Origin of the sequence: Geminocystis sp. NIES-3708, from assembly GCF_001548095.1 — a bacterium.
Classification (GTDB): Bacteria; Cyanobacteriota; Cyanobacteriia; order Cyanobacteriales; family Cyanobacteriaceae; genus Geminocystis.
Map to the genome: position 1 here is coordinate 274,970 of NZ_AP014815.1, position 21,315 is coordinate 296,284.

At 30.5% G+C, this 21,315-nt stretch carries 19 protein-coding genes and 1 tRNA gene; 13 read left to right on the forward strand and 7 right to left on the reverse strand.

From position 1 onward, the window contains the following. Positions 1 to 114: 114 nt before the first annotated feature. Complete coding sequence (locus GM3708_RS01150; RefSeq protein ID WP_066343310.1) at positions 115 to 234, reverse strand: photosystem II protein Y; 120 nt, start codon at positions 232 to 234, stop codon at positions 115 to 117. 341 nt (positions 235 to 575) lie between these two features. On the opposite strand from GM3708_RS01150, the gene GM3708_RS01155 reads away from it, so the two are divergent. After that, the gene (locus tag GM3708_RS01155) at positions 576 to 1,382 is read left to right on the forward strand and encodes an alpha/beta fold hydrolase (protein ID WP_066343312.1); all 807 of its coding nucleotides are present in this window, start codon (positions 576 to 578) and stop codon (positions 1,380 to 1,382) included. A 15-nt stretch (positions 1,383 to 1,397) separates the two neighbouring features. Here GM3708_RS01155 and thiD read toward each other — a convergent pair whose 3' ends face one another. Then, positions 1,398 to 2,195 carry a bifunctional hydroxymethylpyrimidine kinase/phosphomethylpyrimidine kinase gene (gene thiD / locus GM3708_RS01160; RefSeq protein ID WP_066343313.1) on the reverse strand — a complete coding sequence of 266 codons (798 nt, stop codon included), beginning with the start codon at positions 2,193 to 2,195 and terminating at the stop codon, positions 1,398 to 1,400. A gap of 114 nt (positions 2,196 to 2,309) precedes the next feature. Between thiD and GM3708_RS01165 the strand changes: the two genes are divergently transcribed. Together GM3708_RS01165 and GM3708_RS01170 are read left to right on the forward strand one after the other, a co-directional pair. Then, positions 2,310 to 3,581: a pitrilysin family protein gene (locus tag GM3708_RS01165; RefSeq protein ID WP_066343319.1), complete on the forward strand. Its 1,272-nt coding sequence runs from the start codon at positions 2,310 to 2,312 to the stop codon at positions 3,579 to 3,581. A 201-nt stretch (positions 3,582 to 3,782) separates the two neighbouring features. Then, positions 3,783 to 4,922 (forward strand): LptF/LptG family permease, encoded by a 1,140-nt coding sequence (locus GM3708_RS01170; protein WP_066343321.1) that lies wholly within the window; start codon positions 3,783 to 3,785, stop codon positions 4,920 to 4,922. 16 nt (positions 4,923 to 4,938) lie between these two features. Here the strand turns inward: GM3708_RS01170 and GM3708_RS01175 are convergent, their stop codons facing one another. Together GM3708_RS01175 and GM3708_RS01180 are read right to left on the reverse strand one after the other, a co-directional pair. Next, positions 4,939 to 5,616 carry an N-acetylmannosamine-6-phosphate 2-epimerase gene (locus tag GM3708_RS01175; protein ID WP_082713966.1) on the reverse strand — a complete coding sequence of 226 codons (678 nt, stop codon included), beginning with the start codon at positions 5,614 to 5,616 and terminating at the stop codon, positions 4,939 to 4,941. 57 nt (positions 5,617 to 5,673) lie between these two features. Then, on the reverse strand, positions 5,674 to 6,183 hold the full coding sequence (locus tag GM3708_RS01180) for an inorganic diphosphatase (RefSeq protein ID WP_066343322.1): 510 nt from the start codon (positions 6,181 to 6,183) through the stop codon (positions 5,674 to 5,676). A 270-nt stretch (positions 6,184 to 6,453) separates the two neighbouring features. Between GM3708_RS01180 and sufB the strand changes: the two genes are divergently transcribed. The 6 genes from sufB (at position 6,454) to mraY (ending at position 15,637) form a co-directional block, all read left to right on the forward strand. Next, complete coding sequence (gene sufB / locus GM3708_RS01185; protein WP_066343323.1) at positions 6,454 to 7,893, forward strand: Fe-S cluster assembly protein SufB; 1,440 nt, start codon at positions 6,454 to 6,456, stop codon at positions 7,891 to 7,893. 154 nt (positions 7,894 to 8,047) lie between these two features. Then, on the forward strand, positions 8,048 to 9,115 hold the full coding sequence (bchI, locus tag GM3708_RS01190) for a magnesium chelatase ATPase subunit I (protein ID WP_066343325.1): 1,068 nt from the start codon (positions 8,048 to 8,050) through the stop codon (positions 9,113 to 9,115). Between the two features lie 125 nt (positions 9,116 to 9,240). Next, complete coding sequence (gene truB / locus GM3708_RS01195; RefSeq protein ID WP_066343326.1) at positions 9,241 to 10,125, forward strand: tRNA pseudouridine(55) synthase TruB; 885 nt, start codon at positions 9,241 to 9,243, stop codon at positions 10,123 to 10,125. Between the two features lie 326 nt (positions 10,126 to 10,451). Next, complete coding sequence (locus tag GM3708_RS01200) at positions 10,452 to 11,810, forward strand: hypothetical protein (protein ID WP_066343328.1); 1,359 nt, start codon at positions 10,452 to 10,454, stop codon at positions 11,808 to 11,810. A gap of 28 nt (positions 11,811 to 11,838) precedes the next feature. Next, positions 11,839 to 14,412, forward strand: a complete 2,574-nt coding sequence (locus GM3708_RS01205) for a glycosyltransferase family 39 protein (RefSeq protein WP_066343335.1) — start codon at positions 11,839 to 11,841, stop codon at positions 14,410 to 14,412. A gap of 160 nt (positions 14,413 to 14,572) precedes the next feature. Beyond that, positions 14,573 to 15,637: a phospho-N-acetylmuramoyl-pentapeptide-transferase gene (gene mraY / locus GM3708_RS01210; protein WP_066343338.1), complete on the forward strand. Its 1,065-nt coding sequence runs from the start codon at positions 14,573 to 14,575 to the stop codon at positions 15,635 to 15,637. On the opposite strand, the gene GM3708_RS01215 is transcribed toward mraY, so the two are convergent. Continuing rightward, positions 15,630 to 16,121: a hypothetical protein gene (locus tag GM3708_RS01215; protein WP_066343341.1), complete on the reverse strand. Its 492-nt coding sequence runs from the start codon at positions 16,119 to 16,121 to the stop codon at positions 15,630 to 15,632. The genes mraY and GM3708_RS01215 overlap by 8 nt on opposite strands. Before the next feature lie 130 nt (positions 16,122 to 16,251). On the opposite strand from GM3708_RS01215, the gene GM3708_RS01220 reads away from it, so the two are divergent. The 3 genes from GM3708_RS01220 (at position 16,252) to GM3708_RS01230 (ending at position 18,511) form a co-directional block, all read left to right on the forward strand. Beyond that, a tRNA-Asn gene (locus GM3708_RS01220) sits at positions 16,252 to 16,323 on the forward strand. Positions 16,324 to 16,438: 115 nt separating this feature from the next. Next, positions 16,439 to 16,663 (forward strand): hypothetical protein, encoded by a 225-nt coding sequence (locus tag GM3708_RS01225; protein ID WP_231933019.1) that lies wholly within the window; start codon positions 16,439 to 16,441, stop codon positions 16,661 to 16,663. Positions 16,664 to 17,074: 411 nt separating this feature from the next. Then, entirely contained in the window at positions 17,075 to 18,511 is a 1,437-nt protein-coding gene (locus GM3708_RS01230) for a GTP-binding protein (RefSeq protein WP_066343352.1), read from the forward strand. 304 nt (positions 18,512 to 18,815) lie between these two features. Here GM3708_RS01230 and GM3708_RS01235 read toward each other — a convergent pair whose 3' ends face one another. Further along, on the reverse strand, positions 18,816 to 19,481 hold the full coding sequence (locus GM3708_RS01235; protein WP_066343354.1) for a PEP-CTERM sorting domain-containing protein: 666 nt from the start codon (positions 19,479 to 19,481) through the stop codon (positions 18,816 to 18,818). Positions 19,482 to 19,765: 284 nt separating this feature from the next. On the opposite strand from GM3708_RS01235, the gene GM3708_RS01240 reads away from it, so the two are divergent. After that, complete coding sequence (locus GM3708_RS01240; RefSeq protein ID WP_066343356.1) at positions 19,766 to 20,458, forward strand: sugar transferase; 693 nt, start codon at positions 19,766 to 19,768, stop codon at positions 20,456 to 20,458. Between the two features lie 253 nt (positions 20,459 to 20,711). Here GM3708_RS01240 and GM3708_RS01245 read toward each other — a convergent pair whose 3' ends face one another. Next, the gene (locus tag GM3708_RS01245; RefSeq protein WP_066343359.1) at positions 20,712 to 21,299 is read right to left on the reverse strand and encodes a TetR/AcrR family transcriptional regulator; all 588 of its coding nucleotides are present in this window, start codon (positions 21,297 to 21,299) and stop codon (positions 20,712 to 20,714) included. Between the last annotated feature and the right edge of the window lie 16 nt (positions 21,300 to 21,315).

Below are 21,315 nucleotides of genomic sequence, written 5' to 3' on the forward strand. Positions count from 1 at the left end.
GCAACGGAAAAGCAAAAGCTAATTGATTGAGGAAATACCATGAAATTGGATGAATAGTATTCACCCCTAGGGGTTTAATTGTTAATTGATTAATTGTCCATTGTTAATTGTTATCTAGCTTTGTTTTTTTAAGAATTTTTGTGCTTGATTGATAGCTAATGTACCAATATTATATACTGCCCAACCACCTGCTACTGCTAAAGGTAATACAACGATTAAGATTCTCCAGTCCATTTTCTTATACTCCTGTTTTTTATAATTGTCTTTATTAGAAAAATGATAACATTTGTTGCAATCATTAAGCAGGAAAAATAATAACTTAGATCAATAGACTTTTTGCACAAGTCAGACAATCAGCAATAGGCACTCTTGTAATGTTTATTAAAATTGATAATTTCTCATCTTCAATAGATTTTTTTCACGTTGCAAGAGGTGAAATATCTTCTTCAAAGTCAAAAAATAATTAAAAATAAGAACTTAGATGAAAAATTAAATCTCACTTTCCATGACAAGCTAAAGTCAATACTAATTTTGTTATTATTTAAAGATAATAGAGATCTCTCAGATTAATTATTATGAATGACCTTATTCAACGACATAATATTGAAATATTAGGAAATTTAGATTCTAAAGAAACTTTAATATTTGCTCATGGTTTTGGTAGTCAACAATCAGCATGGCGATTTATTTTACCTGCATTTGAACATAGGTATCGGATTATTTTATTTGATCTTATTGGTAGTACTTTTTTAGGAATGAATAAGTTTGACATTGATCATTATCACAGTTTTAAAGATTATGCAGAAGATTTAGTTAAAATTTGTTCTTTTTTAGAGTTAGAAAAAGTTAGTTTTATTGCTCATTCAGCTAGTTGTATGATAGGAACTTTAGCTGCTTTGAAAAATCCTAGTTTTTTTAAAAAATTTATTTTTATCGGTGCTTCTCCTCGCTATTTGAATGATGTTAATTATGTTGGTGGATTTACAAAAACCGATGTGATAGGAATGCTAGGAGGAATTACCAAAAATTATACTGACTGGATTCAACACTATACATTTAAAGCCATAGATGATCCAACTCAACCATTATTATCACAAGAATTTGCTCAATGTTTATTAAAGTTAAATCCAGATATTGCTTTAATAGTTTTTAAGATGATTATCACTTCTGACTATCGTAAACAAGTGTCAGAATTAAAATTACCAACTTTAATTATTCAACCTCAAGATGATCTGTTTGTGCCTCTCAACGTTGGTTTATACTTAAATGAAAATATACAAAATAGTAAAATTCAGATACTTCCGACAAAAGGACATTTTCCTCAGTTAACTCATCCTTATATCGTTGCTTATACTATTTCTCAATATTTAAAAAGTTCTTAAGGTACATATATTTTTTTATAGCAATGAATAAAAATGAGCTACAGGACCAGCTCCTGCCCCTATATCTAGTCCATATTCAAGGGCATTAGTTACATATTCTTTTCCCTGAGCAACGGCAGTAAATAACGGTTTTCCTAGGGCTAAATTGGCAGTGATAGCGGCGGCGAGAGTACAACCTGTTCCGTGAGTATTTTTTGTATTGATGGTTTTTATTTGTAAAATTTGGCTTTTTTTACCATCATAAAATAAATCAATTCCTTTGTTTTTCCCTTCTCTTGCTCCCCCTTTTATTAATATATTTTTTGCTCCTAATTCATAAATTTTTTGAGCTGATTTTTCCATATCTTTTATGTCAAATATTTCCACATCACTTAATAATTGAGCTTCATAAATATTCGGTGTTACGATTAAAGCTTTGGGAATTAATAATTTTGTTAAGGTTGTGATCGCCTGATTATCAATTAGTAATGAGCCTGTACGAGAAACCATGACAGGATCAATGACAATATTCTCTAAAGATATTTGTGTCAAAAAATGGGCGACAGTAGTCATTATTTCTTGATTAAGTAACATTCCTGTTTTTAAAGACTTAATCTCAAGATCATTAAATACTGCTTCTAGTTGACTTTTGACAATTAAAGGAGGAATTGGTAAAACATCGGTTACGGTAACAGTATTTTGAGCAGTTACACAAGTGATGACACTACTACCATGTACACGATGGAAAGCAAAAGTTTTTAAATCTGCTTGAATACCAGCACCACCACCACTATCAGATCCAGCTATAGTTAAAGTTGAAGGAATTTTGATCATAAATTTTATTTTTGTCTTTCTTTCTCTTATCCGCCATTTTTAGCCAAAATCTGAAGTAATTGTTTCTTAATATACAATGGGAATTGTAACTTAAATATTAAGCAAAAATCTGCTATGACCTTCACTTTAGTTAGACCTAATTGCCTTCATTCTCCTACTATTACTACATTACCCAATGGTTTAACTATTATTGCAGAACAAATACCTGTTTCTGCGGTTAATCTCAATATTTGGTTTAATGTGGGTTCAGCGATCGAAACTGATAATATTAATGGTATGGCTCATTTTTTAGAACACATGATCTTTAAAGGTAGTCATAAATTAGCTAGTGGTGAATTTGAACGTTTATTGGAAGCTAAAGGTGCGGTGACGAATGCTGCCACAAGTCAAGAATATACTCATTTTTATTTTACTTGCACCCCTGAAGATTTTGCGGAAATTCTACCTTTACAGCTAGATTTGGTATTAAACCCTCTTTTACCGTCTCCTGAATTTGATAGAGAAAAAATGGTAGTATTAGAAGAAATTAGGAGATCTCATGATAATCCTCGTCGAAGACTATCAGAAAGAATGATGAACAATGTTTTTCCTAATTTACCCTATCATCGTCCCATTTTAGGTACAACAGAAATTATCGAAAATTTAACCTGTAAACAGATGCAATCCTTTCATGATTCATGGTATCAACCTTCAGGAATGACAGTGGTAGCAGTGGGAAATTTACCTGTGGAAGAATTAACGGAAACGATCATTAATTCCTTAACGATAGATAAAATAAATCCTCAACCAGAAAAAATCAAGTATCAATCAGAATTGCCATTTACAGAAATTATCACCGACAAATATATTGACTCTTCTTTGCAACAATCCCGTTTAATTTTAACTTGGCGTGTCCCCGGATTAGAAAATTTCTCAGAAACTTTACCTTTAGACGTTTTAGCTGTAATCTTGGGACAAGGAAAATTATCAAGATTATTTCGAGACTTACGGGAAAATCGTCATTTAGTAACTCGTATTTCTGCAAATAATATTACTAATCAAATACAAGGAGTTTTCTCAATTTCTGCACAATTATCAAAAGAGAACATTTCTGAAGTAAAAGATGCTATTATTAATCATCTCAGGAAAATTCAAATTAATGGAATAACCCAGAAGGAATTAAATCGAGTTTGTCAGATTGTGGCTAATCAATTTATTTTTCAAAGCGAAAAACCAAGTGATAGAACTAATTTATATGGTTATTATTATTCACAGATAAATACTATAATTCCAGCTTTAGAATATGCGGAAAATATCAGACGTTTGACGATTGAAGATATACAAAAAGCAGCCCAAAAATTTTTAGACTTAAATGCTTATGGTGTTGTCATAGCTTTAGATAATTGACTATTAAGCTAAAATCCATTTAACTCTAATTTTTTGATTTTAACAACAATCTGTGAAACTTCTTACCCATTACCTATCGTCTAATTTTATTATGGAAACTTTAGATACATCTGAGCTTAATAGTGGTGAACAATGATATATTGAAAGACAGATTTTAGGTAAGTCAAACTTTAAGAAATAAAAATTATCATCTTAATTTTAATGCGCAATTTTAAATTATCAATTATGGATGTCTATTTGGTAAGAGAGCTAATAACTCCTTTTTTCTTTAGCGTAGGAATTTTTTCTGCTTTAGGAGTAACCATAGGTACAGTATCCGATTTAAGTTATAAAATTGTCAATTCTAATTTAGCGTTTATTTCTGCAATACAAATTTTTTGCTTAAAAATACCGGAATATATTGCTTATGGTTTACCTATTTCTGTGTTATTAACAACATTAATAACTTATAGTCGCCTCAGTAAAGATAGTGAATTAGTTGCGTTACGTAGCTGTGGAGTGAGTATTTTTCGGCTAGTTACTCCAGCCTTAATCTTAAGTTTATTCGTAACAGTTTTAACCTTTATTTTCAATGAATTAATTGTTCCCAATGCTAATTATCAGGCTACCACAATTTTAGTAGAACAGTTGAATGAACAAAGACAATTTTTATTAAGAAAAGATATTTTTTATCCTGAATATGTAGAAGTAAAAGAAGATAATGGTCAAAACTATAAACAACTCAAAACTTTATTTTATGCCCAAGAATTTGATGGTGAAAATATGCAATCTTTAACTATTTTAGATACAGAAAAAAAAGGATTAAATAAAGTAATTCTTTCGGAAAGAGGTACATGGAATAATAAACAACAAGTATGGGATTTATTCAATGGAGTGATTTATGATGTCAAAACAAATCCATTCGTGGCAAAAGAATCTTTTTTTCAAGAAAGACAATTTCCTTTATCAAAAACTCCTTTAGAATTAGCAGCAAAAAGTCGAGATCCTTATGAAATGAATATAGTTCAATCAGAAGAATATATCAAATTATTAAGACTATTAGGAGATGAAAAAAATGTCTTAATGTTTCAAGTTCGTACAGCTCAAAAAATATCTTTTCCCTTTATTTGTATCATCTTTGCCTTAGTAGGCTCATCTTTAGGCTGTTTGCCAAACACTGCTAGTAAAGCAACCAGTTTTGGGCTATGTGTTGCTATCGTTTTTGGCTATTATTTTATTAGTTTTTTCATTGGCAGTTTAGGATTAATTGGATTTCTTTCACCTTTTATGGCGGCATGGATACCCAATCTTTGCGGTTTATTAATTGGAATTTATTTATTATTTAAACCTAATTTTGCTTAGTAATTTTTAGATGTTTTTATCGTATCTCAATTTCGTGGACAAATTTTTGAGCCAATAAATCAATACCTGTAATTGCAGTTCCTACTACTACGGAAAAACAACCTAAATCTAAGGCTTTTATGACTTCTTGAGGTGTTTTGACGCCTCCTTCACAAATAATTGGCTTATGAATGGTGTTAACTAATTTTTCTATAAATTCAAAGCTAGGTGGTATCAAATTTTGTGTTGTTTCTGTATAACCGTATAGAGTTGTGCCAATAAAATCAGCTCCTGCTTTTTCTGCTGCGATGGCATTTTCAATAGTATCAATGTCCGCCATGACAGGTTTACCGAGTTTTTCTTTAATTTGAGTTATAATTTCTGCTAACTTCTCCCCGTCAGGGCGACTTCTTTGAGTGGCATCAATAGCGATAATATCCGCTCCTGCTTCACTTACTGCCACTGCATCAGCAAAACGAGGAGTAATATAAACTGATGAATTCAGCCTCATTTGCTTCCATAAACCAATTACTGGAATATCTGGCAATAATTGCTTAACCGCTTGAATATGACTAGGGCTATCAATTCTTAAACCTTTTGCTCCTTGGTTTATACAGGCTTTGGCGATCGCTGCAATGATTTTTGGATCATGTAACGGTGAATCACTGGGTGCTTGACAGGAAATAATGAGATTTGATTTTAAAATTTCGATCATAAAAAATCCAATGAAAAACTATAAATTGTTAATTGTCAATAATCTATGATTAATTGATTATTTATAGGCTTTTACACATTCTTCTACTAAAGGTGCAACTTTATCAATATCTTTCCAACCTAAAATATTAGTCTCTTTTTTCTCTAAATTTTTGTAGCTACGGAAAAATTCGGCAATCTCTTCTAAAATATGAGGTGCAACATCTTTCATGGATTTAACATGATCATAACGTGGATCTTCTGCTGGTACACATAAGATTTTTTCATCACGATCGCCACCGTCAATCATTTCTAACATACAAATAGGACGAGAGGCAATAACACAACCGGGGAAAGTAGGCTCATCCATCATCACCATACCATCAAGAGGATCACCATCATCAGCGAGAGTGTTAGGTACAAAACCGTAATCATAGGGATATTTAACAGAAGAAAACAATACTCTATCTAAGATAAAAGCATTCATATCCTTATCAAACTCATACTTATTTTTGCTACCGCCAGGGATTTCGATTAAAACATTAATAATACCAGCTTTAGGTTGGGCGGGAATTCTTGATAAATCCATTTTTAATAGTTCCTTAACTTAAATTTACAAATACGGTTAATATTTAACCATAAATTGATAAAGTGCAAAAAATAATCTTAGGCTATAGCAATCTTAAGTATGTGAGATTTTTTACTGTTGTTAGCTATCATTTATCAGTGGTTAGGTTTCAAGTGTAGTAATATTTACATATTTATTTCATTGTTAATTATTGATTGTTAACTGTAAAATGGACTTTAGCAACCAAAATGTTGTTAAACTATTTAATTATTACTATATTTTGAAATTAATATGAGTGCCGCCGTTAAAACCTTAGTTAATCAACCTTATAAATACGGATTTATTACAGATATTGAATCGGATACTATTCCTAAAGGTTTAAGTGAAGATGTCGTAAGATTGATTTCTGCCAAAAAAAATGAGCCTGAATTTATGTTAGAATTTCGCCTTAAGGCTTATCGTCAATGGCTGAAAATGACTGAACCACAATGGGCACACGTCGGTTATCCTCAAATTAATTATCAAGATATTATTTATTATTCTGCACCCAAACAACAGAAGAAAAAATTAGATAGTTTAGATGAAGTTGATCCCACTTTACTAGAAACCTTTGAAAAACTCGGTATCTCATTATCTGAACAAAAACGATTAAGTAATGTTGCTGTTGATGCTATTTTTGATAGTGTTTCTATCGGTACAACTTTTAAGGAAAAATTAGCGGAGGATGGGGTTATTTTCTGCTCAATTTCTGAAGCATTACAGGAACATCCCGAATTAGTACAAAAATATTTAGGCAGTGTTGTACCTTCTGCTGATAACTATTTTGCGGCTCTTAATGGTGCTGTATTTAGTGATGGTTCATTTGTATTTATTCCCAAAGGAGTAAAATGTCCGATGGAATTATCTACTTATTTTCGGATTAATAACGGGGATACTGGACAATTTGAACGGACTTTAATCGTAGCCGAAGAAGGAGCGTCGGTGAGTTATCTTGAAGGTTGTACTGCTCCTATGTACGATAGTAACCAACTTCATGCCGCAGTAGTAGAATTAGTGGCTTTAGATAACGCAGACATAAAATATTCTACTGTACAAAACTGGTATGCAGGAGACGTAAATGGTAAAGGCGGTATTTATAATTTTGTTACCAAGCGCGGTTTATGTAAGGGTATTAACTCGAAAATTTCTTGGACTCAAGTAGAAACTGGATCTGCGATAACATGGAAATATCCTAGTTGTGTTTTAGTGGGTGATAACTCGGTGGGTGAATTTTATTCCATCGCCTTAACCAATAATATGCAACAAGCTGATACTGGTACTAAGATGGTGCATATTGGCAAAAATACTCGCAGTACAATTATTTCTAAAGGAATATCGGCAGGAAACTCGAAGAATAGCTATCGTGGGTTAGTGAAAGTGGGAAATAAAGCCACTGGTGCAAGAAATTACTCTCAATGCGATTCTATGCTAATTGGTGATAACGCCGAAGCAAACACTTTTCCTTATATTCAAGTGGATAATAATGGTGCTAGGGTTGAACATGAAGCCTCTACTTCTAAAATTGGTGAAGATCAATTATTCTACTTTGCTCAACGAGGTATATCCGAAGAAGATGCCGTCTCAATGTTAGTAAGTGGATTCTGTAAAGATGTTTTAAACGAGTTACCGATGGAATTTGCCGCCGAAGCTGATAAACTTCTCAGTCTTAAATTAGAAGGCAGTGTTGGATAGATAAATAATTAATAAGTAATAAGTTCTTTATCGGTAAATTAAGTTTTTCAGCTTAGTTGACGGGTTTTGAACAAACGAATATTATAGAAAGGTTATGCTTATTTACATTGCACTAATTAAATTTAATTCTAAGTAAATCTTTTTATAAAAAATTATGACCGCAACTTTACAAGCCCCCCCTAAAAATCGTCGTGTTGTTTTTCCTTTTACCGCTATTGTCGGACAAGAACAAATGAAACTTGCATTATTACTTAACGTCATCGATCCGAAAATTGGCGGAGTAATGATTATGGGCGATCGAGGTACGGGAAAATCTACCACTATTAGGGCTTTAGCGGACTTATTACCAGAGATTGACGTGGTGGCAGGTGATCCTTTTAACTCCTCTCCTATTGATGTTGAAATGATGACTGATGATATTCGAGACAAAATTGATCGTCAAGAAGAATTAACAATTATTCAAAAAAAAGTACCCATGGTTGATTTACCTTTAGGTGCAACGGAAGATCGAGTTTGTGGTACGATAGACATTGAAAAAGCACTTTCAGAAGGAGTTAAAGCCTTTGAACCCGGATTACTAGCTAAAGCTAATCGTGGTATTCTCTATGTTGATGAAGTTAACTTACTTGATGATCACTTAGTTGATGTATTATTGGACTCCGCCGCTAGTGGGTGGAATACAGTAGAAAGGGAAGGTATTTCTATTCGCCATCCTGCCCGTTTTGTCTTGGTAGGCTCAGGTAATCCCGAAGAAGGGGAATTACGACCTCAATTACTTGATCGTTTTGGAATGCACGCAGAGATACGCACAGTCAAAGAGCCCGATTTGAGAGTCCAAATTGTCGAACAAAGAGGAGAATTTGATCGTGATCCTCAAAGTTTCTTGACTCAATATGAATCACAACAACAAGAATTACAAAAAAAATTAGTTCAAGCTCAAGAATTATTACCAAAAGTAACAATGGATTATGATATTCGAGTTAAAGTATCAGAAATTTGCTCAGAATTAGATATTGATGGTTTAAGAGGAGATATTGTTACTAATCGTGCGGCGAAAGCCTTAGCAGCTTTTGAATCTCGTACAGAAGTTACGGCGGATGATATTCGTCGTGTGATGCCGTTGTGTTTGCGTCATCGTTTAAGAAAAGATCCTTTAGAATCCATTGATTCTGGCTATAAAGTCGAAAAATCCATTAATCGTGTTTTTGGATTAACTGAATAAAATTAACAATTAGCAATTAAAAATAATAGACAATATGTCTATTCCAGAATTATTGTCTATTCCTTATTTTTAACGAGGGGTTTAAACCCCTTACTGATTTATTCTTCCTCACTCCTTATTAATCAATGGATGGTTTTCTAAACTTAAATAAACCGCAAAATTTCACTTCTCATGATTGTGTTGCTAAATTAAGAAAGATTTTAAAAACCAAAAAAATCGGTCATGGTGGTACTTTAGATCCTTTAGCTACGGGTGTTTTACCCATCGCCATTGGTAAAGCTACTAGATTATTACAATTTTTACCAACAGGGAAGGCTTATCAAGCTAAAATTAGATTTGGAATTGTTACCACTACCGATGATTTAGAGGGAGATATTATCAAAAAAACTTCAGCTTTTGATTTAACTTTAGAAAAAATTACTCCTTATTTACAAGATTTTATCGGTAAAATTCAGCAGACTCCTCCTGCTTATAGTGCCATAAAAAAAGAAGGTAAAAAATTATATGAATTGGCGAGAAAAGGGGAAATAATAGATATACCAAAAAGAGAAGTAGAAATAACTAAAATTGATATTTTAGACTGGGTAAATGGAGAATTTCCTGAATTAGATTTACAAGTGTTTTGCGGTAGTGGCACTTATATTAGATCTATAGCGCGCGATTTAGGAGAAAAATTAGGTACAGGTGCAACTTTATCCGCTTTAAATCGAACTCTTAGCTGTGGAATGATCATAGAAAATAGCTTAGATTTTGAAGATATAACTTCACAAAAAAAAACAAGTGATTTTAAATTAATTAATCTTGATTATCCCTTAGAAAATTTATCTATGATAAATCTTAATGAAGATGAGAGTAAAAGATGGTGTCAAGGACAAAAAATAGTTATTAATAATAATGTAGATAATCAGTTTTATCGTACTTATAATTATCTTTGTGAGTTTATTGGTATCAGTGAATTAAAGATGGATGAAAATATAAAATTAATAAAACCAAAAGTAGTTATTAATTAAGGAAAAAATTTTATCTTCAAGTAATTGTTTATCATAAAACAAAAATATATTTATTATCTTTTCTTTTAATTTTATGAAGTTAAAGTTAAATAAATTTTAAAACAAAGTAAATTGTATATTTTATGTCAAAATTAACAAAACTTAAGTCATAAGATCTGATATTTGTTTTAACTAAAAATTGATTCAGACTCAAACCAGAAGAGCTATTTTTTAAATTTATGTGACTAATAAAAAAATACCACAGGAAAATTCTGCTCATTTCAAGATAAAATTAAAAAAAATCTTTATATTATCCATCACTACTGATCATAAAGTGGCTAAAACTCATGAATCAAACAGATTATCTGTATCAGTGTTGTCAAATACTAAATAATGCCATTACAAAATTGGGTTTTATAGTTACTGATGATAAAATCTGTGAAGTTTCTGAATTAATAATTGAGATGATGACGCAAAAATCTCGATATTTTCATAACTTTAAACATATTTTAATGGTATCTAATTCAGATTATCCTTTAATTACTTTAGCTGGATTATTTCATGATATAGTTTATTGGCAAGTTGATGGTAAAATTCCTTTTAATTTAACACCTTATATCACTCCTTTTATTGAACAAAAAAATGATAGCTTACTCATAAAAAAACAATTAAATTATCAAGATAATTCTTTTAAAATTTTATTGAATATTTTTGGTTTAAATTTAGGGGATAATTTATCTAAATTTAGTGGACAAAATGAATTTTTAAGTGCTTTAGTAGCGACAAAAGTATTAGAACCAATTTTATCATTACCTATCATTACTCAAATTATTACCTTAATAGAATTAACTATTCCTTTTCGACATATTGACGGCGAAATTAATCAAATAACCGTACTTTTAAAAAAACGTTTAGAAAGAGTAAATAATCAGTTTAATTTAGGTTTAAAAGATCAAGATCTTGTTAGTACGATTACCCAAGCTGTTAAACTAGCAAATGTTGATGTGAGCGGTTTTGCTTCTTCTGATGTTATGGAATTTATTAATAATACATGGCTATTATTACCAGAAACAAATCATTGCTTAAGAGAAACAACAAAATATACGATTGAAGAGTATAGAATCGCCTTAGCAAATACTCTTAATTTTATCAATTATTTATCTCCTCAATTTATTTTTCATAATTATAATAATGAACCTTCTAAGGAAGCTTTTCAAGAATTAATTAATTCTGCTCAATATAACTTAAAAATTACTAGGCTTTATCTCACCGCTAAATTAGTTAGTATTTCTTTTTTAGAAGCGATTTGTATGCGTTTCTACCCTCAAATATCTTTATCTTTTTTATTCGGCATACGTGGTAACATGAAGTCTAAACATTTATCATTAATTAATTTTTTACCTGTATTCAATTTTTATGCACCCACTGATAAAATTGAAAATGATACTTTAGCTTTATTAGAATTAGAATGTCAAAAAAACTTTGAATATCCTTTTAAACAAGCTCTATTTACTACCTTTATTGTTAAATATTTAACCTTTTCTAAAATTATTATTTATACACAAAAATGTTATCTTTTTTTCGATCATAAAATTACGAACGAAGAATTTTTAAAACTTTTTCCATCGCCATTAATTACTATTGTTTCTGAAGCCATTGCTCAATTATTAATGGAAAAACGAAAAGCAGTATTAAAGAAATTATAAATTTTCAGATTTCTATTCTAATAAACAAATGTCAGTCAAAAATATTTTAACAAATAATTATTCATTATCAGATAAATTATCTAATAGGAGAGTCATTTTATGGCTAATCTTAATCTGGAGTTTTGGTTTTATAGTTGATCGTATTTGGTTTAGTTTAGATAATACCATACCAGCATGGGATCCTTCGGAATATCTTAATGGAGTAATGGTATATAAAGAAGCACTAAAAACTCCTCATTTTTTTGATGCTTCATGGTGGCGAGAATTTTGGTTATTATCAAATAAAATACCTCCTTTAATGTATATTTTAACTGCACCTTTTTTTTTAATATTAGGTGCAAGTGTTGATCATGGTAACTTAGTTTTATCATTATTTAGCTTCATTTTATTAATTTCATTATTTTATTTAGGAGTTTTATTTTTTAACTCAAAAATTGCTTTATTTGCTTGTTTATTAGTACAATTAATTCCTGCTTTATATTATTATCGACTTGAATTTTTGTTAGATTATCCTCTAACCGTAATGATAACTTTTAGCTTCACTATTTTTAGTTATTGGTATTTTAGTAAAACTAAATCTTCATGGTGGTTGGCAATTTTATCAGGAATTTCTTTCGGTTTGGGAATAATGTTAAAACAAACCTTTGTTTTCTTCCTATTTTTACCGATTGTTTTTGCCTTTATATCTTTATTTATATATAAAAAATGGCACAAGTTAACACAATTAATTACTAGCTTTTTGATAGCAATTTTTATTTTTTTTCCTTGGTATCGTACTAATTGGCTTTTAATTTTTACATCCGGCAAAAGAGCAACTGTTGATTCGGCTATATTAGAAGGTGATCCACCTTTAAATACCTTACAAGCATGGACTTTTTATGGTGAAGTTTTACCTTATTTATTATCATGGCATTTATTGATTATTCCTGTTCTTTGTTTGATTTATTTAACTATTAAATATCTAACCAATAAATCAGCTAAATTAAGCAAATTTTCTGCTTTTATTCAATCTAATTTTTATCAAAATCAAGTAAATGTCAAAAATAACAACTATTCTTTAACTTATTTGATTACTATTTGGTTAGGAGTATTTTTATTTGGTGGTTACTTATTATCTTCATTAAACGTTAATAAAGATGCTCGTTATATTTTACCATTATTACCCATTTTTGCCTTAATTTTATCAGCATTAATTTATAGTTATAAAGCTATTGGCTCTAACTTATTAAAATTATTTACAGTCTTATTTGCTATTATTTTAATGCTATTAAATTTATTCCCCATTGGAGGTAATTTTTTAACGGAAAAATTTAGTTCAAAAATGCAAAATTTTCCATATATGTCTCAAAAATGGGCTACTCCAGATATTATTCCTACCGCTATTAATATCGCTCCTTACCTAAGATCTAATATCGGTGTTTTACCTTCCACTGCCGAAATAAATCAACATAATATCTCTTTTTATGGTTCAATTCCTGCTTTTAAAGTATTTGGAAGACAAGTAGGTGTTCAAGAAAAATTTGTTTTTCAAGATGTTAATTCATTAGATTGGTTTTTGACGAAAACAGGCTATCAAGGCTCGATACCTGATGCTCAAAAAACTACCGTAGAATTAGTTGAAAATAATGGAGATTTCAAAGTAATTAAACAATGGCAATTACCTGATGAAAGTGAATTAAAATTATACCATCGTCTCTTACCTAATAATGAAGTTTTACCTTTAAATAGTAGTAATAATAATCTTAAATTAGATGAAATAATTGTGCCGAAAAAAGTCAAACAAGGGCAATCTATTCCTATTACTTATAAATGGTCAGGGTCATGGAATAATTTAAATAGTGCCATTCTTGTTCTAAACTGGCAATCTTTGACAAGTCAAGAAAAATGGACACATGATCATCGTCTTGCTATGGGAAATTTACACTCTGATAATGTCGCTTTAAAAGAATTAAATCAAGATTTTCAAGTTATCGAAAATACGGCTATGTTTGCTGAAGAAAATTTACCTGATGGAGATTATATTTTACAAGCAAGTTATTTGAATATGGATACAGGAGAAAGTTATCCTATTTTTACTCCTAATATTCAAATTACTCTTGACAAAAATGCTGATTTAATATCCTCTAATAGACAGTTAGATTTAGTTTCTCAAATTAGCAAATTAGCCCCCAATTTATCTCTAGGAATTGATGGTTTAGATCCTATTTTTGCTGATATTGGCAGAATTAATCAATATGATCCTACTCAAGATTATCTCAAGGTAACTGAAAAAGCTATGCAATATCGATTACAAACTGAGGATAATTTAGGCTATTTATATACTTTACTTTTATCTCAAGTATTACAACAAAAAGTTGATGATGCGATCGCAACAGCTCAAAGATTAGTAGAAAAAGATCCTGAAAACCCTTTTAATCATGCTTATCTAACTTTTCTATACTTGTATGATTGGAGAGGACAAGAAGGAGAAAAAGCCTTACAACCAGCATTAACATTAAAACCAGAAATGATTGAGTTTCAATACTTAAAAGGTGTTAGTACTTTGATGCAAGGTAACTTAGTGAAAACATGGTATATTTACAAACAATTATCAAACAGTTAAAAAATTGACAATTGTCAATGAATAATTAATACTTTATTCATCTTGATGTCAGAAATAGTAATGAATAATCACTCATTGATCATAGTGATTATTGATCAATATTTTATTGATTACTAAAACTAAATTTAACATTAATTTTGTCTAACTACTTATAAGTAAAATGAAAAGCAATTCTGTATCTTTGAATCGTTTAATAAATCCTACTGGATGGACATTATTAGTTTTCCTTGGGGGAATTTTAATGATTATCGCTTTCGGTTTTTTAACGATTAATCAAATTTTACCTTTACTTTTATCAACTATTGCCTGTGGTGCTTTAGGGTATGTAGTCGTACCTATTTTACAAAAAATCAAAGCCTCCCAGATTATACAAGAAGATGGTCCTCAAAGTCATTTAAAAAAAGCAGGTACACCTACGATGGGGGGAATTTTCTTCATCCCAACGGCAGTTATTATCGGCTTAATTATGGGAGATTTTACAGGAAACGTGATAGCTTCAGCATTGGTAACTCTTAGTTATGGTTTTATCGGTTGGGTAGATGATTGGCAAATTTTACGGAAAAAAACCAATCTTGGTTTAACTCCCAAGCAAAAATTAATCCTACAAATCGGAGTTGCAATCATTTTCTGTATTTGGATGTATTTTTCTCAACCTGCTTCTATCACAAGTATCGAATTACCCTTTAATTTCATCTTACCTTTAGGCTTTTTTTTCTGGTTTGTGGCAACTTTTGTCATGGTAGCACAAAGCAATGCAACGAACTTAACGGATGGAGTTGATGGTTTAGCTGGAGGCACTTGTGCCATCGCATTTTTAGGATTAGGAATTTTAGTCGGAGAAAATTATCCTGATTTATTAATATTTTGTCTTGCTATTAGCGGAGGTTGCTTAGGATTTGTCATCCATAATCGCAATAAAGCATCAGTATTCATGGGCGATACAGGCTCATTAGCATTAGGTGCAAGTTTAGCGGCAGTAGGCATTTTAAGTCAAAATTTATGGGCGTTATTTATCATCAGTTTATTATTTTTCGTGGAATCTTTATCAGTAATAGCTCAAGTTACTTATTATAAAGCCACCAAAGATGCTGAAGGAAAAGGAAAAAGACTCTTAAAAATGGCACCCATTCACCACCATTTAGAATTAAGTGGTTGGTCAGAAACTCAAATTGTGGGAGTATTTTATATCATCAATACTATTTTGATTTTATTGATTCTCAGTTAATTTCTAAGTGTAAAACATAGTTACCCAAATTCAGATGATTACTCCATAACTCATATTCTATTCTTAAAGATTTAGGCAAAGATTTATCAGTTAAGGTTAAACTACGGGTAAAGTTACGCAAGTGAAGACAATTTTGCTGATTATTATCATCAGCATCATTATTAATCCAGTAACGACTTTTACCATAGATACCCCTTTCCCAAAAATGACGATAGTTGACACTATTTCTATTTTGCTGAGTCATGATTACTCGATAAGGAGATATTTCTAGCCATAGTAAATTTTTATTACTACGATTATTTTTACTCCTTAAGACTTTTGTCTCTGTGTTATCAAAGGCATTGGCAAAATCGATATTACTTATTACCACATGAAACTTATCATGATCTCTTTGGTAAACAGTAGCAATGGCATCTAAATGAGCAAGAATTTCTAAATTAGTAGAAATATAAGACAAAGAAATAGAACGATATTCGGTTAACATAAGCAACCTCGAAACTTGTTATACTCTAGCATAGATCGAAATGAAAGAGAATTTACGTTTTTCTAAAAAAAATTTCCTGTTGCTATTGCTTTTTTTTTTTCCTTTCGCTATAATAATTAAATGTGAGCAATCCTCGATAGCTCAGTGGTAGAGCGGTCGGCTGTTAACCGATTGGTCGTAGGTTCGAATCCTACTCGGGGAGTTTTAAACATATAGTAACAAAAAAAGCTATTACTGATTCAATGATTTATTAATTTAACTAATAATATTATTAAGTTAAAAGAAGTTAAGATAAGATTATAAGAGCTTTTGAAGTAATGGCAACAGTAAATAATCCCAGAGAATTATTCTTAGATGATTCTTTAGATATTGATATTTCTAGCCTAGTAAAAGATATTCTTTTAGTATCTGATAAAAATGAATTTCATGAAGATGATACCTCTGTGGAAGAAATTAAAGCTAGTTTAATTGGAGCATTACAACGAGTAAAAGAAGGAAAAACTAGATCAATTTCAGAATTATGGAGGAAAATTGATGACTAATAATTTTTCAATTTATGTGAGATTTGCCGATGAATTTGAAAAAGAAAGTATATAATTTATCTAAAAAATATTTTAATCTTAAAGAAGATATTAAGTCTACAATACCAATACAATAAAGAGTATTTTATTAGAAGATCGTCTTACAGGCTTTGAGAGTGAAATTTATATTTATAAAGTCACAGTCAAAAATAGTAATATACAAAAAGGTAAAAGTACAGGTTATCGTATAATTTATTCATGTGAATCAAAAACAAGTATTTTATTATTAATAATTTACAATAAATTTGAAATATGAAATATTAGCATTAATGAAATTAAATTAATTTTAGATAATTATTATAAATAGTAATAAGTTAATTTTTATAATTCATAAAATTCAAATTTTTTATAAGCTTTTAGGTAGAAAATAAGATGAAAGAATGGCAATGGCAAGAAGAAGATTGGGAAAATACTATCCTCGATTTTGCTCATTTGCAAGGAGAAATTAATTATAAACAAGCACAAGAATCTTTACAAAATTTATTACTTAATATTGATCTAAAAGAAGAAGAAAAACAAGGCTTAGAAACCGATATTGAACATTTAAGCCAAATGTTACAAAAATTAGAAGATTCTGTTATTCAAATTGCTGCTTTTGGTATGGTTGGCAGAGGAAAATCTAGTGTTTTAAATGCCTTAGTCGGGCAAGAAATTTTTATTACTGGTCCTTTACATGGCGTAACTCGTGAGCAAGAGCAAACTAATTGGCACTTAACCAAGGAAAACATCGGCGAAAGTCAGCAAAAAGTGCAACGTTTAATTAAAGCCATCGAAAATGTGCAAATACAATTAATTGATACCCCCGGCATTGATGAAATAGACGGCGAAACGAGGGAAATTCTAGCTCATCAAATTGCCACCCAAGTTGACTTAATTTTATTCGTGATTGCAGGAGATATAACGAGGGTTGAATATAACGCTTTATGTCAGTTACGAGAAGTGGGAAAACCCATGTTATTAGTATTTAATAAAATTGATCAGTATCCTGATGCTGATCGCACAGAAATTTATTCTACCATTAGAGATGTTAGGGTGAGGGAATTATTATCTCCTGATGAAATTGTCATGGTTGCCGCTTCTCCTTTAATTATCACGAGCGTTAAAGATAAACAAGGAAAAATCAGCATTTCTCGTCAACGGGGAAAACCACAAATTCAAGATTTACAAGTCAAAATTTTGCAAATTCTTCATCAAGAAGGCAAATCTTTAGTGGCTTTAAATGCCATGTTATTTACCGGGGAAATTAACGAAAAATTAGTACAACAAAAATTTATTTGTCGAGAAACCCAAGCTGAAAAAATAATTCAAAAAACTGTTATGACGAAAGCCACTGCCATTGCTTTTAATCCCGTTACTGCTTTAGATTTATTTACAGGGGCGATTATTGATGTTGCCATGATTTTAACTCTTTCTCATCTTTATGGTATTTCCATGACTCAACAAAGTGCGGTTAAATTATTACAAAAAATTGCCATGAGTTTAGGAGGAATTACTGCTAGTGATATATTAGTAACATTTGGTTTAAGTTCTCTCAAAGGCTTATTCGGGTTAGCTACTCCCGTATCTGGTGGTTTAAGTATCGCTCCTTATCTTTCTGTTGCTATTACTCAAGGGGCAATCGCTGGAGTCTCTACTTACGCTATTGGACAAGTTACAAAAGTTTATCTTGCAAATGGTGCATCTTGGGGGGAAAATGGACCTTCAGCGGTAGTAGAAAATATCATTAATTCCTTAGATGAAACTTCAATTCTAAATCGTATTAAGTGGGAATTAAAAGCGAAATTGAAAAATCCGAATATATTACCTTAAGATTATTTTTCTAAACTATAAAATTTTTCTCCTTAAATGACCAAATTAGCAAAAGATTTCTTCAAAAAAAAAACCCTAATGAGTTAACATTAAGGTTGAAATTTATTACTCAATCAAGAGCAATAAATGAGAAAAAACAAATCACAAAAATTAGCCTGATCTTGAGAAGAGTTGATATACAAATCGATTTTCATTATAGCGAATCACAACGACAATTTCCCTAAATTATCTATATTTATTAGATTTTTTTTAGATTTTTTTCTAATAAAAATTCAACCCAAGGAAATAGAATGACCTTATCTTATTAAGCCTCCGCTGATTGTTTTTTAGAAGATTTACTTTTGAATAAACCACCAAAACCTAAAGCAATTCCAGTACCTAAAATGGTTAAAGGTTCAGGTACTTCCACTTGATGGAAACTGTTCTGGAATGAGAAAATTGTACCTCCATTAGAAACATAATCGTTACGAACGGCAACAACAGCAGAGCGAGGAACAATACCACCTATATCAGCAGATCCATTGGTACTTACCAACTGAGTAGCATTAAAGTCAGTTGTTAACACTTCATTAGGAGCAAAGGAGTTTACAGTAGAATCGAGATCAACTTCCGCGATTACATATTTGGGATCTAAGACCTGTACATCGTAATCTAATTTAAAAGCCGCAACATTGCGATTTGCACCTAGTAAATCTAAGCTAAATATATAGTCTTGTCCACTAGATGACACATCTATGGTAGCACCATCATCTATGTTATCGCTAAAAATGTATGTAAACTGTTTATCTCCCAAAATGATAGGAGCTTGTTTAAAATCCCACAATGTAAGTGCTTGTGCACCAGGAGCAAGAAGAGTTGAACCTGCTAAGGAAGCCACCGTTGCCATTCCCAAGGCAAGAGAGCTAGAAGCTATAGTTTTAAAAGATTTTTTCCCTAGGGGAATTAGGGAAAGACAAAGAAAATTGTTCATAATTTTAAGGTTTTCCTACTTATTTACACGTAAGTGTTTTCTACTTACCCAATATAACAGCTTTTTATTTTTTGCCACTAATTTTTGAAAATTTTATTTTTTCTTAATATTTTTTTCCCCATCAAGAATACCTTGCAGATTAATCAAATTAGAACTTTATAGAATCTTTAATAAAAAAATAACACAATTGGAGAAAAAAAATATATACTAAATAACAAGTCTTATACTTACGTAAAAACACTATAGTGTAAACTTTTAGTTTATAACCAAGAGGCACAAACGTTATGTTTTTTTCAGACACTAGATTGATTAACCAATATCCTTATGATGAAACATTCATCAATTCTTCTAATAATTCTTGCTCAACAGTTCATATTTCTACCTTTAGCAATCTGAAAAGGTTTATTGATATTATCGGTTCGTTAGTTGGTTTATTGATTACGGCATTGATTTTTATTCCTGTGGCGATCGCCATAAAGTTAGACAGCGAAGGACCAATTTTGTATAGTCAAACTCGTTGCGGATTATCTGGAAAAACTTTTCGGATTTGGAAATTTCGCTCTATGTATTCTGATGCAGATCAAAAAAAACATTTAGTAGAAAATCAAGCAAAAGGTCATATTTTTAAAAATGAGCAAGATCCTCGTATTACAAAAATAGGTAAATTCTTAAGAAAAACCAGCTTAGATGAATTTCCTCAATTTTGGAATGTATTATTTAATGATATGAGCTTAGTTGGTACTCGTCCTCCTACTCAAGACGAAGTAAATAACTATAGTAAACGTCATTGGTTACGCTTAAACGTAAAACCTGGCATTACAGGAGAGTGGCAAGTAAGAGGAAGATCTTTAGTGGACGACTTTGAGGAAATTGTTACCTTAGATTTAGATTATCAAAAAAAATGGACTGTTTTATATGACTTAAATTTAATATTGGAAACGATAAAAGTCGTTTTTCACGGTAAAGGAGCCCATTAAATATCACATTTAACATCTAATATTAAATAATCTAAAATAGTTCGGATTAGCATTTGAATTATAAATAATATTTTTAATAAATACTATTTTATATAAAGTAAAAAATATAAAATTAAAGGATAAAAAAACAAAAAGAAAAAATGAGGATAAGATTTCTTCTTTTTCTTTATTGTTAAAAATTTTTGTCATTATTTTAAGCTACAGAACATCAATAATGATAACTTTTTTAACTCTGTAGTAATGATTTTTGACTCTATTTAATCATAATTATTAATTGATCTACAATTCTATCTACACTGATAGGGATAACTTTTTTGCCTTGTAATGTTTCTTGGGTGAGGATGTGGTGAATTAAACTATTCACAAAAATATGTGCGATCGCTTCAGAATCAGTTAAACTTAAATCAGAACAATCATCAAGATATTTAGTTAAAATATTCATAGCTGGTTTAGCAACATTTTCTAAAAATAACTCTCCTAATTCAGGATAAATTTTAGCAGAAGTAACGATAATATGAACAAAATCTAAATATTGAGGATCATTAACCTCATTAATAATTCTGTCTGCTAATTCTTTTAATACAATTTCTGGTTTTCCCTGCAATGGTTTTGACCAAACCAGTTGGAATTTTTTTGTAGTCACTTCATAAATTAATGCCTTAAATAATTTTTCTTTATCACCAAAATGACTATATAAAGTTTGTTTAGAAACTCCAGCAGTTTGGGCAATTTTATCCATAGTTGTACCTAAATAACCATGATTTAAAAATTCAGATAATGCACCTTGCAAAATCTTTTCTGTTTTTGCTTCCGTTTTTTGCTGATGATAATTTAAAGTCATTTTAGTGTTATAATTT